The sequence below is a fragment of the Alloacidobacterium dinghuense genome (genome assembly GCF_014274465.1).
GTDB classification, from domain to species: domain Bacteria; phylum Acidobacteriota; class Terriglobia; order Terriglobales; family Acidobacteriaceae; genus Alloacidobacterium; species Alloacidobacterium dinghuense.
In genome coordinates this window covers 1,042,395-1,058,804 of the sequence record NZ_CP060394.1, presented here as the reverse complement: position 1 = coordinate 1,058,804, position 16,410 = coordinate 1,042,395, and the positions used below count along the sequence as shown (strand labels likewise).

Annotated in this window: 10 protein-coding genes; 5 read left to right on the top strand and 5 right to left on the bottom strand. The window is 52.7% G+C overall.

Annotated elements, in window-relative coordinates; genetic code table 11:
- The first annotated feature begins 2 nt into the window (after nt 1–2).
- Together H7849_RS04295 and H7849_RS04290 are read left to right on the top strand one after the other, a co-directional pair.
- Complete coding sequence (locus tag H7849_RS04295; RefSeq protein WP_186744432.1) at nt 3–500, top strand: hypothetical protein; 498 nt, start codon at nt 3–5, stop codon at nt 498–500.
- A gap of 102 nt (nt 501–602) precedes the next feature.
- Nucleotides 603–1,583, top strand: a complete 981-nt coding sequence (locus H7849_RS04290) for a glycosyltransferase family 2 protein (protein ID WP_186744430.1) — start codon at nt 603–605, stop codon at nt 1,581–1,583.
- A gap of 109 nt (nt 1,584–1,692) precedes the next feature.
- On the opposite strand, the gene H7849_RS04285 is transcribed toward H7849_RS04290, so the two are convergent.
- The gene (locus tag H7849_RS04285) at nt 1,693–2,661 is read right to left on the bottom strand and encodes a glycoside hydrolase family 71/99 protein (protein WP_186744428.1); all 969 of its coding nucleotides are present in this window, start codon (nt 2,659–2,661) and stop codon (nt 1,693–1,695) included.
- Between the two features lie 231 nt (nt 2,662–2,892).
- On the opposite strand from H7849_RS04285, the gene H7849_RS04280 reads away from it, so the two are divergent.
- The 3 genes from H7849_RS04280 to H7849_RS04270 all read left to right on the top strand — a co-directional run bounded on the left by H7849_RS04280 (nt 2,893) and on the right by H7849_RS04270 (nt 6,633).
- Nucleotides 2,893–4,863, top strand: a complete 1,971-nt coding sequence (locus H7849_RS04280; protein ID WP_186744427.1) for a lipopolysaccharide biosynthesis protein — start codon at nt 2,893–2,895, stop codon at nt 4,861–4,863.
- 82 nt (nt 4,864–4,945) lie between these two features.
- Nucleotides 4,946–5,320 carry an STAS domain-containing protein gene (locus H7849_RS04275; protein ID WP_186744426.1) on the top strand — a complete coding sequence of 125 codons (375 nt, stop codon included), beginning with the start codon at nt 4,946–4,948 and terminating at the stop codon, nt 5,318–5,320.
- A gap of 992 nt (nt 5,321–6,312) precedes the next feature.
- Nucleotides 6,313–6,633 (top strand): hypothetical protein, encoded by a 321-nt coding sequence (locus H7849_RS04270; protein WP_186744425.1) that lies wholly within the window; start codon nt 6,313–6,315, stop codon nt 6,631–6,633.
- Between the two features lie 128 nt (nt 6,634–6,761).
- On the opposite strand, the gene H7849_RS04265 is transcribed toward H7849_RS04270, so the two are convergent.
- From H7849_RS04265 to H7849_RS04250, 4 genes are all read right to left on the bottom strand, one after another.
- The gene (locus H7849_RS04265; RefSeq protein WP_186744424.1) at nt 6,762–7,736 is read right to left on the bottom strand and encodes a hypothetical protein; all 975 of its coding nucleotides are present in this window, start codon (nt 7,734–7,736) and stop codon (nt 6,762–6,764) included.
- A gap of 152 nt (nt 7,737–7,888) precedes the next feature.
- On the bottom strand, nt 7,889–8,260 hold the full coding sequence (locus H7849_RS04260; protein WP_186744423.1) for a response regulator: 372 nt from the start codon (nt 8,258–8,260) through the stop codon (nt 7,889–7,891).
- Nucleotides 8,261–8,278: 18 nt separating this feature from the next.
- Nucleotides 8,279–9,874: an ATP-binding response regulator gene (locus H7849_RS04255; RefSeq protein ID WP_186744422.1), complete on the bottom strand. Its 1,596-nt coding sequence runs from the start codon at nt 9,872–9,874 to the stop codon at nt 8,279–8,281.
- Between the two features lie 17 nt (nt 9,875–9,891).
- Nucleotides 9,892–16,221: a HAMP domain-containing protein gene (locus H7849_RS04250; RefSeq protein WP_186744421.1), complete on the bottom strand. Its 6,330-nt coding sequence runs from the start codon at nt 16,219–16,221 to the stop codon at nt 9,892–9,894.
- Nucleotides 16,222–16,410 lie beyond the last annotated feature (189 nt).

Sequence of the window (16,410 nt, the reverse complement as noted above, 5' to 3'; positions counted from 1 at the left end):
CGATGATAAAAGCCCTCATGATCGGTTGCTCAATCTTTGCCGCGACGACCGCCTTTGGTGCCGATCAAGCCACTGTGCGTGTCGAACCGCCAAATTTGCAGAGTCCACGGCCCATTGAGAAACAGACGGAGGCAGCAGTGATTCGTGATTATCTGCAAGCGTGGCAGAGCTTTGGCACTGCATTCGAGCAAAATCAGATTGATCTGCTCGATCGTGATTTTGTTGGAAGCGCCAAAGACAAGCTTGCGAGTACAATTCAAGAGCAAGCCAAGCTCGGGATCCATACGCGTTATCAAGACCGCGCGCACGATCTTCAGATCGTTTTCTATTCGCCGGAAGGATTGTCCATTCAGTTGATCGACAATGTCGAATATGATGTGCAAGTCCTTGATCACGACCAAGTAAAGACAACGCAGACAGTCAAGACCCGTTATCTCGCGGTGTTAACCCCATCGGAAGTGCGATGGAGAGTGCGCATATTCCAGTCAACCCCCGAATGAGCCAACTGGAATAAATACGATCGTCAGTACAGAAAAGAACGACCAGAAAATAGTACGACTCGTAAGTAACAACACTTGTTCCCGAAGGAGCTGCAATCTCAAATGATCTCCGTGGTCGTTCCTATCTTTAATGAAGAGGAACTTATATCACTATTCCATGTAGCAGTTGCTTCAGCCATGAACTCTGTTGGCGAAGACTGGGAGGTGGTGTACGTAAACGATGGCTCCAGGGATTCGTCTTTGGATTTGCTGAAAGCCCTTCAATCGGAAGATCCTCATATAGTCGTAGTTGACTTGTCGCGCAACTGGGGCCACATGGGTGCAATCTCCGCAGGCATGCAAACCGCACGTGGTGACGCCATCGTGCTCATGGATGGCGACTTTCAGGATCCTCCGGAAGTTATTCCTCGATTGGTAAATGCATGGCGGGCCGGGGCTCAGGTCGTAGTTGCAGTCAGAAGAAGCCGACAAGAACGACGGATGATTCTCGCGAAGCTGTTTCCTCTTTTCTATCGAGTCCTCGGAGCGCTTTCGGATTTCCCGATACCGCTAAACGCAGGAATATTCGGCCTCATGGACCGACAAGCTGTGGATTCAATCAACTCCATGCAGGAAAGAAACCGGTATCTGCCCGGACTGCGAGCTTGGGCAGGCTATCGAAATGCCGTCATATATTATGACCGGCAGGATCGCGCCGCAGGCGATGGTAAGTTGTCATTCATTAGCCGCATTAAGTATGCGATGGATGCTATTACAAGCTTCAGCTATAAGCCGCTGCGGCTTTGCTTTGTTCTATCGCTTTTTTCCATCTGTATCGCTGCCGTTTTGGCATTTTTTGCCGTCTTTGCGAGAAGTCCAATGAACAGTGTAGGTCTGAGTGTGGCGGCCTCCGTTTTCCTTGTAGGATGCCTGCTACTCCTTTGCCTTGGCGTGCTCGGCGAATATTTGGGGAGAGTCTATGACGAAGTGCGCAGTCGGCCACTCTCAATCATCAACAAGGTCTACTACGCTCAAGCAATAGCTGCTCAACTTGATAGCGAATACCCACAGGAGGCGGCAGACAAGATATTTCGAGTAGCTTAACGGTTCAGTAAACACCCGGTTCAATAGGGCGTGGGGCTACAACCATGCGCAAGCGGCTCATGCCTTTGAAAGATATCCCAGCCTCTAGATCTGTCTTCTTTCCTGGCGATTAGCGCATAGCTGGTTGTTGCGATTCCCCGTTACAGCTAGGAATTCCATGTTCGATTGCTGTGCCTTCTTCATAGTCGTTCCATGTTTCTACAAGTAAGAACGGAAGAGGATCACTTGGCACTGAATACTTTTTCCACAGATTGAACGTATCGGTAAAGGTTTGCCCGCAGCGGGGAGATATATGCCGGTTGAGTCCCCAGGCAGCCTTGCGGTCATCGAAGCTAGCCCATGCGCCACCTACTGTAATTTTATCCGGGTATTTTGATTGCATGGTGCTATAGAAATCATTCAGATATTGCTCTCCCCAATTGCTCCCGTCTGCCGCCCAACCATTCTTTCCAGGATTAATCCATGCATAGAAACCGTCGAACGCCGCTGCATACTGCCCAGGTTCATTTTCCTGGATGAGGAGAGGTTGAGGGTTCCATCTGTCAATCTCGGTACGTATCCGGCTCCAATCCGTATGCCCTCCCTTGGGAAAAATAAAGATGACCGGTTGGCCCTCATATGTAAGGTATGCCTCGCGTCCGGGTGCATTCGGAGCAAGGTAGGTGTCGTGAAACATCTTGAAATCGGCAAAAGCCTCGTCAGTTGCCCCTTCTTCTTCATCCGTCTCGTCATACATCATCGCAATATGGAATTGCTCTTTGGCGGCAATCGTCTGCATGAGGGCATAACTCTGATCAATGAAAGGTTCGCGATCTCCATACCAGTCCACCACAAATCCAGTGATTCCGAGAGCTTTGGCCTGGTGAATTTGTTTTCTTATCACTTCTGGGTCATGTGAGGAATATCCCACGGACATGTGTCTCGGATGGCCGAACCATGGCTCATACAATGCCAAAACTTGGGATTGAGTGCCTGCGACGGATCTTCTTAATCGTGCCGCCTGGCGCGCTTCCTGATTCGTACAACCGTGGGGCAAAAGCAAAACAAGAAATAGTGCAGCGCCTATGCGATCAAACATATAAAGATACTCTTTAGAAGCCTTCAGTTATGCTCGGGTTGTTATGCCAAGGTAGGAATACCTCATCGTCATTTCATCTATTCCAAGCAGCCGAAAACTCAAAGATTTGCATCAAAGAACGTATCGCGCGGTAGCACTGCGTTTCCTAACTTTCCCCTAGGAATCCCGCGCACATCTTTTGCAAGACAAGACTTTTATTAAGACTCCTCTCTAAAGCTGGAGCACAAACACGTGGTAAAAAGAGGCCCGACGCAAGAAGTAAAGACGCTTCAATCCCGCATTCTCTCAGGAAGTTTTGTATTGCTCTCAGGCTCAGGCCTGGCAACCGCCATTAATTTTGCATATAACATCGCAGTTGCACGTTTCCTGGGTCCGACAGGTTTTGGACACGCTACTGCGGTTTACACACTTCTGACTCTTATATCCGCAGTAACCCTCTCTTTTCAGATCGTCTCTGCAAAGATGGTGGCGCAACAGTCTTCGCCAGAAGACAAAGGCGCGGCGTATCGGGATTTCCATCGCGGCGCGTGGGGATGCGGCATCCTTGCCGGCCTTCTTCTTTTGCTGTTTCAAAGCGCAATCGCTGAGTATCTCAAGTTGCCTAGCCCGTTTCTCGTTGCCTTGCTCGCGGTTGGAGCAGCGTTTTATGTTCCCTTAGGAAGCCGACGCGGTTACATTCAGGGGGCTTATGGATTCCGTCGCTTAGCCACCAATCTAGTGCTCGAAGGTGCGGTTCGACTCGGTGGGTCCCTTTTATTGATCATGCTTGGCCTGGGTGTTGAGGGCGTGATCGCAGCAAATTCCGCAGCCGTAGCGGTCGCTTACCTTGCCGCCGTACCGAAACTCCCAACCCTGATTCCCAACCAGCTTCGTTTGTCGTATGCCCTTCGTGAAACACTCCAGGGAATGGTCTTTTTTGCCGGTCAGGTTCTCATCAATAACTGCGACATCGTGCTGGTGAAACACTTCTTTGCGCCAAATACGGCGGGACTCTATGCCGCGGTGGCTATGGTAGGGCGTGTCATCTTTGCTTTTTCCTCGGCGGTGGTCAACACCATGTTTCCGCTTGCTGCAGGCACGCGTGAAGAAGAGAGAAGAAATCACAAGCTGCTCACAACTTCACTGCTCCTGGTTTTGGGAATTGGTTCTGTATTGGCCATTGCCCTGTGTATCACGCCTGCTTCGCTTTGGACAACGTTCTTCGGATCTGGATTTGCAATTGGTGGTAGGCATGGTCTTCCGTATTTGTTGGCGCTCTACGCCATTACGACTGTGATTTATTCGTTAAGCGTCGTAATTATCACGTACGAAATGTCCTACAAGATTGCCAATACTAGCTGGATCCAGTTGGCGTTCAGTGGCGTTGTCGTCGCAGGCATTTGCCGATTTCATTCATCTCTGCAGCAAGTCATCCTGGTCCAGTTGATCCTGATGTTCATTTTGCTGGCTCTAGTCGCATTGCCGTTTTTCCGCAGTACGTTAGGCGAATCAGAAGTTTTACAGCCGTTTGAACCCGTTCGACCAATCCGAGTTCTTCGGCGCATCTCAGAGGATGAGGTCATCGCTGAGTTTCTGAAGAGCGATTTCGACAATCCCGCCTTTCGCGATTACCGAGAAGCTTTGCGCGAGATTGTTATCAATCCTGACCTTGATGATGCTGGCGAAAATGCGAAGCGCCGCGCTCTATTCTTCATACGGCATTTGTCTTTGTGGAAAGAACTCCCGTCAGGAACTAGTTGGTACGAAGTTGAAGTACGGGAAACGGGATTAGATCACATTCGGGCATTTCCTCGCGCACAGTGGCGAAAATTAGCGCGGGGCAATTACTCCATCACTGACGTGGCCGAGCGAATTCGCAAGTATGACAACGTTGTCGAAGGTCCATTTCTGTCAAAGATTACCGCAATTCGCAATCAGCTTCTCAAAGAAGACGCGATTTTGGGCACTGTAGTTCTCATTGGGATAAACGAAAGCGAACCTCTAACAGTTCTTGATGGAAATCATCGCCTGGTGGCAGCAACACTCACTTCGCCCCACAGTGTGCACAAACTCCGTTTTCTATGCGGTTTGTCGCCAAGAATGACGCAATGCTGCTGGTACAACACGAACCCCTTGACCCTCTTTCGATATGGGCGAAACCTCTTGGCGCATCTTGTCCGTGATCCCGAAAGGGAACTTACACGCCTTTTGCAGAGTTCTTAAACGTTTGAGAAATATGAACGACGAGTTAGGCAAATGCAGCAAAGGCAGGCATACAGATATGACAATTCAAGGACGCGCCGTAATGGTAAAGCAGTTGCCGGAGAAATTAAGCCTGCGGCAAAGATGGATCTTCTTTCGCGAAATAGAGAATTACATGAACGCCGAACGCCCACGTCTTGTGCTCGACTGTACCAACATACACCAAATGGACAGGATCGCAATTCACGTGTTGCTGCGGTGTTTGGAAGAAGCGATGAAACGCAATGGCGACGTTAAGCTTGCTGCGATTCCTCGCGAAGCACTAGCAACTCTGGAACGCATCGGAGCAATCCGCTTGTTTGAAGTCTTTCATACGACCCAGGAGGCGGTGAACAGCTTTCATCAGGCGCCGATGTATGCAATTTCACAAGAGTTGCTCTCCGGGTCCTCACCTCTGGCATCAGAACAAGCGGCATAGTTGATCTTCATGACGTGCAGGAAGGGTACGTATTGCAATGACAATCTCAAGTTCTTGGATCCGGCAGCAAATAGCGGCATGTCTGGTGATACTTTTGATTGCACCATTTTGTGAAGCAAGCACAGCATCACCACAGCAGGCACCACAGGAACAGCAGCCGCAAAGCGCGTCCCCTGCCCAATCGCAAATGCCAAGCAGTGAAGCTGACGCGCCACGCACCAACTCAACGCAACCTGAAACATCGTCTGGCACTTCCGCTCCTGCGGCGCAGGCTGTCCCGTCAAATAGCTTGCAGAACGCTCCGGAACCGCAGCAAAGTACTCCGCAACCTGTAGGCACTGCTGCAGCGCCATACGAAACAATCGTGGGCGTTGCAGCTTCACGTCCGGCCGGAGCAGCTATAGCGCCTGCGAAGCAGAAGAGAAGACGTGCCATCCTTATTAGTGTAGGTATTGTCGTGGCCACGGGTGTCGCAGTAGGAACAGTCGTCGCCCTCTCTAAGGGAAGCCCCAGCCAGCCACATTGAGCCAAAACACTGCCGAATGAAACTCGACGCAACACATTCAACGAATAGGCGTCCCATATTGGTAAGCTTCTCCGGCATCGACGGCGCCGGGAAAAGCACTCAAATTGAAGCGCTTCGAACGAAGATTGAGCGCACTGGAGCGCGCATTCAGCTCATTACTTTTTGGGATAACGTTGCGACATTTACGCGTCTACGAGAAGTAAGTGGGCACACTCTCTTTAAAGGAGACAAAGGAGTCGGAAGTCCAGACAAACCAATTAATCGGCGAGACAAAAATGTCCGTTCTTGGCCCATGACTCTAGTTCGATTGTGCCTTTATTTCGCCGACGCCGTCTCATTGCGACTTATGGTTAACAAAACTATACGGTCTGATGCAGACTTCATCATATTTGATCGATATGCTTACGACGAACTCTCAAACCTGATACTAAGCAATTCAGTTAATCGCGCTTACGCTCGAGTAATCATGACGATTGTGCCAAAACCGCATGTCAGCTTTCTACTGGATGCGGATCCGGTTCAAGCTCGCGCACGAAAGCCTGAATATCCTCTCGAATTTCTCCATACGAACCGTGCATCCTATATTGCCCTCACCGAACTGATTGGTGGAATAACCATCATCGATCCGATGCCCGCCCGGGAGGCTCACGAACACATTTGGAAACACGTACTGAAACAGCTGTCTCTCGATGAGTGTCAATACACGCGGAGTACAGAGTTGCTTGATGCTGATCATCGTGTTCACGCCCCGCTCGACGAGGAAGATGTCCATCCAAACGTTTCGTGAAAGATGCTCTCTACCAAAATGTGAAGTTAAGAGTGTCGATGGATGTGGTCTAGGCTGCTGTGGTAGATCCCATCCAATCGATAACTGGGAATTATAGCCCCATCATTAAACCTCAAAATCCAGTGGGATTAAGTAGTCCCAGGGTTTGCTCCAGCGATTTGATCCATCGGCAGTTCCAAAGCGAATACCGAAGCACCGTTTTGATTCGCATGGATCCAGATGCCGTGAAAGGCTGACCCCAGTTCAGGATGTACAGCCAGCATTGCTTTCATCAAGTCCACTACTTGCTTTCGTGCCGTCACCGGGTCGCGCAGCCCACCTGCCTGAATGGCACTAGGGTTGTAATACACAACGAGATCCAAGCCACCCAGCGAATCTGTCGTCTCAAGCCCGGTCACTTCAAAGGAGGAACCGGAAGCATCGAGCATCATGGACTTCACTCCAGGAAGATTGTCAGGATGGACCTGGTCGGTTTCGCGCCGTAGTTTTTCCAGGTTTGGACTGGAAATGAAATCAACGGGATCGAGAAGGAAAGCTGCGTTCAGGTAATAAAACCAGGCATCCCAATTCATTTTCTTCTGTGAGTATTGCCGCGCCTGAGACCAGTACCAAAGGCCATCATGTCCCGCCGTCAACATAGGCTTATTGAAAAAGCCTGCAAGTTTCCACTGGTTGGGTTGGGACTGCGACAGAACGAGGGAGATCTGCTGCGGTTGAGGCACGCCAGTCGCGTGAAGAATCACAGCAGCATATTTTCCCGACGGTATCGTGGGGAAGTTAAGCACGACTGTCATGTTCGAGTGTGCCGGGCTGCAATAGAACTGAATTCCCTGAGCGCCGGCCTGGTCAGTCCCAGTATCAAAAGTGAACAGGTTATCGACAGTAATGGTTGCATTCTGAAGAAGTGGCTTCAGGGTTTCTGCAGAGTTCGCTATTCCATTGAAATCAGCGGCAACAGCGGGGATGGTGCTGGTTCGAAGACCCTGCACATCTCCGCTCTGCACCTCGCCGACCATGGTGCGGGCAGTGTTTGAAAGAGCGTCTCGCTGAGTTGCGGTCAGCTGCGATGCAGTAGCGCAGGAGGTCGCATGTGCACTTGGCATCGGCAAAGCTCCCACAAGCGCGAATATCAGAAGAGACTCAATTCGGCCGCGTGACCTGAACGTAGATTTCGATCGCATAATTCCAGCGCAATATCCTTTACTGCTTCATTGTTTGAGGAACTAAGTCCCGTGCTCATTCAAACTCTGTGCCACTAAATTTCTTGAAGCACTTCTCGTATTCGCTCGCACAGGTAAACTGGGCCCTCCAGTTTGTTCAGAAACAAATCGGCGGCCAGCCCGTCAGGAATTTCATGTACGCCGGAAATCATTACTACTGGGATATCGGGTTTCCGCCGCTTCACCTCGCCTGCCAATTCCGCGCCAGTTTTGCCCGGCATTAAGAAATCGGTAAGCACGAGATCGATCAAACGCGTATCCAGAATTTCCAAAGCCTGGTTTACCGAACTGGCAGGAATCACCTCATATCCTGCTTTTTCCAGGACCCGCTGTCTTATGAGAAGTGCGATGGGCTCATCATCAACGCAGAGGATCACAAATCTGCAACCGCCTGGGCGCACTTCCATAATTCACTTAGATGCACTTCAGGCCACATCTGCCTTCGGCCGTTGTGACGGAATTTGTCCGGGAATAACTACCCGAAAGCAGGTGGCCGACATGTCAGAACGCCTGACGCTTCGGAATTGAATTGCGCCATCATATTTGTGGACGATGCCTTTGCTGATCCACAAGCCAAGACCCGTACCTTTCATCGATTTTGTGGTGAAAAAAGGTTCGAATAATTGCTTCGCATGCTCGGGTTTAATGCCCGAACCTGTATCGCACACACTCACGGATACGCCCGTGCTTCGAGTCTTGGAGTCTGCATACTCACGTATGATGATTCGCAGCCTTCCCCCGTGCGGCATTGCCTGAATGGCATTTCCGACCAGGTTCATGAACACCTGTCTCAACTCGCCCGGAAATCCCTGGACGGTCCCTTCCGTGAGGTAACGCTTTTCCAGAGTGATTCCCTGTAATTGAATATTTCGCGACTGTAATTCCAGGACGTTGTCGAGCGCCTCTGAAATCGAAACAGCTATCGGCTGCTGAGCCTCGCGGTAGAAACTGAGCGTGTGCTTCACGATGTGGGCCACGCGCAATAGCTCCTTCTCTGCTAATTGCGCATACTCTAGCGCCTCAACATCGAGCGACGTATGATTGCGAAGAAGATGGAAAATGTTAAGAATTGCTTCCAATGGATTATTAATCTCATGCGCAATAATGCCCGCGACTCTTCCCATTGCGGCCAGCTTCTCAGCATTGCGCAGTCCCTGCTCGGCCCGTAACGTCGCGGTTATATCACGGCTGATCTCCAGAATCGCCACTGGAGAGCCAGCCTTGTTCGTTTTCAACGCCTTTCGACACGCAACTGTAATCTCCTGCCCATCACGTGTGCGTTGAGTGAGATTGCCTTCCCATCTACCTGTCTCATGCAAAGAAGCTTCGATCTTGCTAAACGGAACGGGAAACTTTGTAGACAAGACTTCGTGGACGCTCTTGCCAAATATCTCCTCGCGCTTCCAGCCATATAAATCTTCCGCGCCGGCACTCCAGAACCGAAGGGTGCCATCCATGTTCCGCACCGTGATCGCTTCAGATGCGAGATCAAGCAGGTCCGCGCGTTCTCGCAGTTCCTCTGTTCGTTCCGCGACACGCTGCTCCAGTTCCTGGTTCAAATTCTCGAGTTCCAGCCGCTTGCGGTGTAGTTCAGCAAACACGCTGACTTTCGCTCGCAAAACTTCGGGAACAACAGGGACAGAGATGTAGTCAACTGCGCCTCGTTCATACCCCTTGATTCTGTCGAGATCAGAAAGATGGATTGCGGAAATAAATAGAATCGGAGTCTTCTGAAAACGTGGGTGCTGGCGCATCATGTCCGCCAACTCGAAGCCGTCGATCCCTGGCATGCTGACATCGGTAAGCACGACCGCGATATTGGCTTTCAACAGATGCTCAAGAGCTTCCGTTCCTGAAGCCGCTTTGATAAGGTTCTCGCCGAGCTCCCCTAAAATTGCCTCATAGCTCAATAGCTTTGCGGGTTGATCGTCAACAAGAAGTATGTTGACTTTTTGATTGGGCCCCGTCGATTCGCGAGGCCTTTCTTGCCCGATGGGTTGATTCTTGCCATTTGTTGACATATGAAGGATTCCCTTGGCTACCTGTGGAGCCACATACGCAGAGCTGCCAGCAACTGCTCCGTATTCACCGGCTTGGCCAGATATTCAGATGCACCCGCCTCCAGGCATTTCTCTCGGTCGCCCTTCATTGCTTTTGCTGTAAGAGCGATGATCGGAAGCCTGCGGTAGGCGTCGTTCCGACGTATGACCTGCATGGTCTCATATCCATCCATTTCCGGCATCATGACATCCATCAGAACAATCGCCACATCGGGTGTGGACTCAAGTGTGGCGATGGCCTCGCGCCCTGTGCTCGCAGTTAGAACACTCATACCTCTTCTTTCAAGAACGCTACTCAGGGCGAAGATGTTTCGCACGTCATCATCGACAACCAGTACCTTCTTCGCCACCAGAGCGTCGTCTGATCTATGCAAACGATCAAGCATATTCTGCTTATTCGTCGGCAAATCAGCAACTACTCGATGGAGAAACAGTGAAGTCTCATCCAGCAGGCGTTCGGGCGATTCGACATCCTTTAAGACCACGCTGCGGGCAAGCGTGCGAAGCTTTGCATCTTCATCTGGAGTCAACTCCTTACCGGTAAAGACGACAACCGGCAAGTCGCTGAATGATGGCATATCTCGCAGTTGTTCAAGTACCTCAAAGCCGGTCATATCGGGCAACCGCATATCAAGAACCACACAGTCAACCTGCTGTGTGCGGACTGTAGCCAGAGCTTCCGCGCCGCTTGAAGCGACGGATACATCGATATCGTCATAACCGAGCAATTCCTTGATGCTCATCTGCTCGGCAGGATTATCTTCCACCACAAGCAGCCGTTTGCGTCGTGTCGACGAAAATTCCTTGATCTTAGTCAAGGTTGCTTCCAGACCTTCGGTCGTCGTTGGCTTGGTCACGAATGAAAATGCTCCCCGTGACAAGCCGTGGTGTCTATCCTCATCCATCGTCAACATCTGGACAGGTATATGCCGCATGCCCGGGTCTTGCTTCAGATGATTGAGCACCGTCCAGCCCAGCATGTCCGGCAGAAATACATCGAGCGAAACAGCGCTGGGACGAAATTCGCGCGCCAACTCTAATGCCTCGGCGCCGCGCGATGCGACCAGAACTTTGAATCCTTTATCGCGAGCGAGATCGCACAGAACCCGAGCGTAATGGGGGTCATCCTCAACGATCAACAGTGTGGTGTCTCCCGGCTCCAGCGTTCCGCGGTCATCTTCAACCTCTTCCGTCGAGTGCTCGGCTACAGATGTGCTCGCAAGTTGAAGGACTGAAGCTACTCTTGATTTCTCCCTTGACGCATCCTCTGTATTACTTGAACTTGTAGGACCAACATACGTCTGTGGCAGATAGAGGGTGAATGTGCTTCCTTTTCCTGGAGCACTGCGCAATTGAATTTCACCGCCAAGCAAACTGGCAAGCTCGCGGCTGATTGCAAGACCTAGCCCGGTGCCACCGTACTTGCGGCTCGTACCCGCATCCGCTTGTTGAAAGGCTTCAAAAATAATTTTCTGCTTCTCTGGCGGGATTCCAATTCCCGTGTCAGCTACTTCGAATGCGATCACCGAAACCGCGCTCCCCAGGATGGGATGATTCTCGCTCCAACCATTGCCCGCTTTGAACACCGAGAGTAGAACACCGCCTTGCTCTGTAAATTTGAAGGCATTCGAGAGCAAGTTCTTGAGCACCTGCTGTAGACGCTTCGAATCAGTGACCAGGCTGCGCGTAAGATGCTTATCCGTGTGTAGATCGAAGGAAAGCTTTCTGTTCTCAGCTTCATGCCGGAACGGACGTGCAACCATCTCAATCAGGCTGGCAAAGAAGACCTCTTCCGCATCTACGGAAACCGTACCAGACTCGATCTTTGAGAGATCGAGAATATCGCTGATCAGAGTGAGCAGATCGGTTCCAGCAGCATGGATCGTGCGGGCAAATTCGATTTGCTTTGAAGTAAGGTTGCCATCCGGATTGTCGCTGAGTTGCTGCCCCAAAACGAGAATGCTGTTTAACGGAGTGCGCAACTCATGCGACATGTTGGCCAGAAATTCTGACTTGTACTTCGAAGTGAGGGCCAGTTCTTTGGCCTTTTCTTCCAGAGCTCTGCGGGCCTGCTCGATTTCCTGGTTCTTGCGTTCGACTTCCACATTTTGTTCGGCCAGCTCCTGCGCCTTCAGCCCGAGCTGTTCGTTTGTCTGCTGCAATTCTGTCTGCTGTGATTGAAGCTCGGTGGCGAGTTGTTGCGATTGCTTCAGCAGCGCCTCGGTCTGCATCGTCGCTTCAATGCTGTTCAATACAATGCCGATGCTGGATGTGAGCTGCTCCAGGAAAGCAAGATGTGAGGCTGTGAACGCCCTGAGCGTAGCCAACTCGATCACTGCCTTCACTCGATCTTCAAACAACACCGGCAAGACGATTACGTTCTGCGGGACTGACTCAAAAAGGCCGGATCGAATGGGAATGGTGGACTTTGGCGGCAGATCGGCAATCAGCATCCGCTTCTTTTCGGTCGCGCATTGGCCGATCAGGCCTTGGCCAATTGGTATCCGTTCGAGTTGTCCGGCCGGTGTGCTTGCGTAGGCGGAGAGCAGTGTAAGGGTACCGGGCTCTTCGGAATCCATCTGGTAGATCACACCCTGTTGCGCATTCACAAGCGGAGCCAGTTCGGAAAGGAGCATGCGGCCTACGGTGCTCAGTTCGCGCTGCCCTTGCAGCATACCGGTAAAGCGCGCAAGGTTAGTCTTGAGCCAATCCTGTTCTGTATTGCGCTCAGTGGTGAGTCGAAGATTGTTGATCATCGTGTTGATGTTGTCCTTCAACTCTGAGACTTCCCCTCTTGCCTCTACCTGAATCGACCGCGTGAGGTCGCCTTTTGTCACAGCCGTTGCAACTTCAGCGATGGCGCGAACCTGGTTGGTCAGGTTGTCAGCAAGCAGGTTTACGTTATCGACAAGATCCTTCCAGGTTCCAGCAGCGCCGGGCACATTCGCCTGTCCACCGAGACGGCCTTCGACGCCGACCTCGCGCGCCACCGTAGTTACCTGATCGGCAAATGTCGCCAACGTGTCAGTCATGCTGTTGATCGTCTCCGCCAGAGCGGCGACTTCTCCCTTGGCGTTCACGGTGAGCTTTTGCGTGAGCACGCCGTTGGCGACCGCCGTCACCACTTTCACGATGCCGCGCACCTGTTCGGTCAGGTTTGCAGCCATGACATTCACGTTGTCGGTCAGGTCCTTCCAGATACCGGCAACGCCAGGGACCTGGGCTTGGCCTCCCAGTCTGCCTTCGGTTCCTACTTCGCGTCCAACGCGCGTTACTTCAGCTGCGAAGGCGTTGAGCTGATCCACCATGGTGTTGATGGTTTCTTTGAGTTCTAGAATTTCGCCTTTCACATCTACGGTGATCTTGCGCGACAGATCACCGCGCGCGACGGCCGTAGTTACTTCAGCGATGTTGCGCACCTGAGCAGTCAGGTTTCCTGCCATAGCATTAACGGAGTCGGTAAGGTCCTTCCATGTACCGGCGACGCCAGGCACGACAGCTTGTCCACCCAGCTTGCCGTCGGTGCCGACTTCGCGCGCGACGCGCGTTACCTCAGCCGCGAAGGAACGCAGCTGCTCCACCATCGTGTTCAGCGTTTCCTTCAGCTGCAGGATTTCGCCGCGGACGTCGACGGTGATCTTCTTCGACAAGTCTCCGTTAGCGATTGCCGTGGCGACCTCAGCGATGTTGCGCACTTGGCCGGTCAGGTTGCTGGCCATGAAGTTTACATTGTCGGTAAGGTCTTTCCACGTACCAGCGACGCCGGGCACCTGTGCCTGTCCGCCAAGCTTACCGTCGGTGCCGACTTCGCGGGCCACGCGCGTTACTTCACCGGCGAATGCATTGAGCTGGTCCACCATCGTATTAATGGTGTTCTTAAGTTCGAGGATTTCCCCCTTCACGTCGACCGTGATCTTACGCGACAGGTCACCGCGGGCTACTGCTGTCGTAACCTCAGCAATGTTTCGCACCTGGCTGGTGAGGTTTCCGGCCATCGAGTTGACGTTGTCGGTAAGGTCTTTCCAGGTTCCGGCGACTCCCGGCACGCTGGCTTGTCCACCGAGATTTCCCTCCGTACCCACCTCGCGAGCCACGCGCGTCACTTCGCCGGCGAAGGCGTTGAGCTGGTCCACCATCGTGTTGATGGTTTCTTTGAGCAGAAGAATTTCGCCGCTGACGTTTACTGTGATCTTTTTCGAAAGGTCGCCACTGGCAATGGCCGTGGCTACCTCTGCGATGTTGCGGACCTGGTTGGTCAGGTTGCTGGCCATCGAGTTCACCGAGTCGGTGAGATCTTTCCATGTTCCCGCGACACCCGGCACCGCGGCCTGTCCGCCCAGCTTGCCGTCCGTACCCACTTCGCGAGCCACGCGCGTCACTTCAGAAGCAAATGCGCGCAGCTGGTCAACCATTGTGTTGAGCGTGTTCTTTAGTTCTAGAATCTCGCCCTTGACATCGACGGTGATCTTGCGTGACAAGTCTCCACGTGCCACGGCCGTGGCAACCTCAGCGATGTTGCGCACCTGGCCGGTCAGGTTGCTGGCCATGAAGTTGACGTTGTCGGTTAGGTCTTTCCACGTGCCAGCGACGCCGGGCACCTGTGCCTGTCCGCCGAGCTTGCCGTCCGTACCGACTTCGCGGGCCACGCGCGTTACTTCGCTGGCAAAGGCGTTAAGCTGGTCCACCATTGTATTGATGGTGTTTTTGAGTTCGAGGATTTCGCCCTTCACATCGACAGTGATCTTGCGCGACAAGTCTCCGCCAGCAACAGCGGTTGTAACTTCTGCAATGTTGCGCACTTGTCCGGTCAGGTTTCCGGCCATCGAATTCACTGAGTCCGTCAGGTCCTTCCACGTTCCGGCAACGCCGGGCACGTTTGCCTGTCCCCCAAGCCTGCCCTCGGTTCCCACTTCGCGCGCCACGCGCGTTACTTCGCCAGCGAAGCGGTTTAGCTGATCAACCATCGTATTCAGCGTTTCTTTGAGCTGAAGAATCTCGCCGCGAACGTCGACGGTAATCTTGCGGGAGAGATCGCCATTCGCAATTGCCGTCGCAACCTCGGCGATATTGCGCACCTGACCCGTCAGGTTGCTGGCCATGAAGTTGACGTTGTCAGTCAGGTCCTTCCACGTGCCAGCGACTCCGGGCACACTAGCTTGGCCGCCCAGCTTTCCCTCGGTTCCAACTTCGCGCGCCACGCGTGTCACTTCACCGGCGAAGGCGTTGAGCTGATCAACCATCGTGTTGATGGTTTCTTTGAGTTCAAGAATTTCTCCCTTCACATCCACAGTGATCTTGCGCGACAGGTCTCCGCGGGCCACGGCGGTTGTTACTTCGGCAATGTTGCGTACCTGCGCCGTCAGGTTTCCCGCCATGGCATTCACAGAGTCGGTAAGATCCTTCCATGTTCCGGCAACGCCCGGAACGACCGCCTGTCCGCCGAGCTTGCCATCTGTTCCAACTTCGCGCGCAACGCGCGTCACTTCCGAAGCAAAAGATCGCAGCTGATCCACCATCGTGTTAATGGCTTCTTTCAGCTGGAGAATCTCGCCGTGTACGTCGACAGTGATCTTGCGTGAGAGGTCGCCGCTTGCTACCGCCGTAGCTACTTCAGCAATGTTGCGCACCTGGCTGGTGAGGTTGCTGGCCATCAGGTTGACGGAATCCGTGAGGTCCTTCCAGGTTCCGGCAACTCCGGGCACCACGGCCTGTCCTCCGAGCTTGCCATCAGTGCCGACTTCGCGGGCCACGCGCGTAACCTCTGACGTGAAGACGCTTAACTGCTGAATCATCGTGTTCACGATGTTTGCCGAACGCAGGAACTCGCCTTCCAGAGGGCGGCCGTCTACGTCGAGTCGCACTTTTTCATTGAGGCTGCCCTGTGCGACTGCAGCGATAGCACGTGTGACTTCTGTCGTCGGCCGCAACAGGTCGTCAACGAGGGTATTGATGGAAGTTTCCATCTCACCCCAGGCGCCCTTGGGGGCATGGAAACGGGCACGCTCACGAATGCGCCCTTTCTTCCCGACAGCCTGACCTACCCTGGCCAGTTCGAGCGCCATCTGTTCATTTGCTGCGATGATGTCATTGAAGGTATCTGCTACTTTTCCAGCGAGCCCTGTCCACGCTCCAGGCAGGCGGACAGAAAAATTGCCCTCCTTCATCTTTTGCAGGCTCGCCAGGATTACGCCTAGTTCCGCCGTTACCGACTCCCCCGAAATAGTATGTCCGTTTCCGCTTAAAGCATTGTTGACTTCAGCAGTGGCCGGATCAGATATGACCGCACCACTCGGCCTGTTCTTTTTCATGGTTGAATCTCCCAGAACCCACCTAAACCCAAGACACGAAAAACTGCAGTTATTTCACAGCGTCGATTCTGTACCGCATACCTCACAGAGGGATTGTAAGGCAGAATATTTCATCCGGACCATCACCTCCCCGAGTCCAGGACGTGCGAGTTTTATAACCGGAACGGTAACGGCCAATTAGATGCAAGT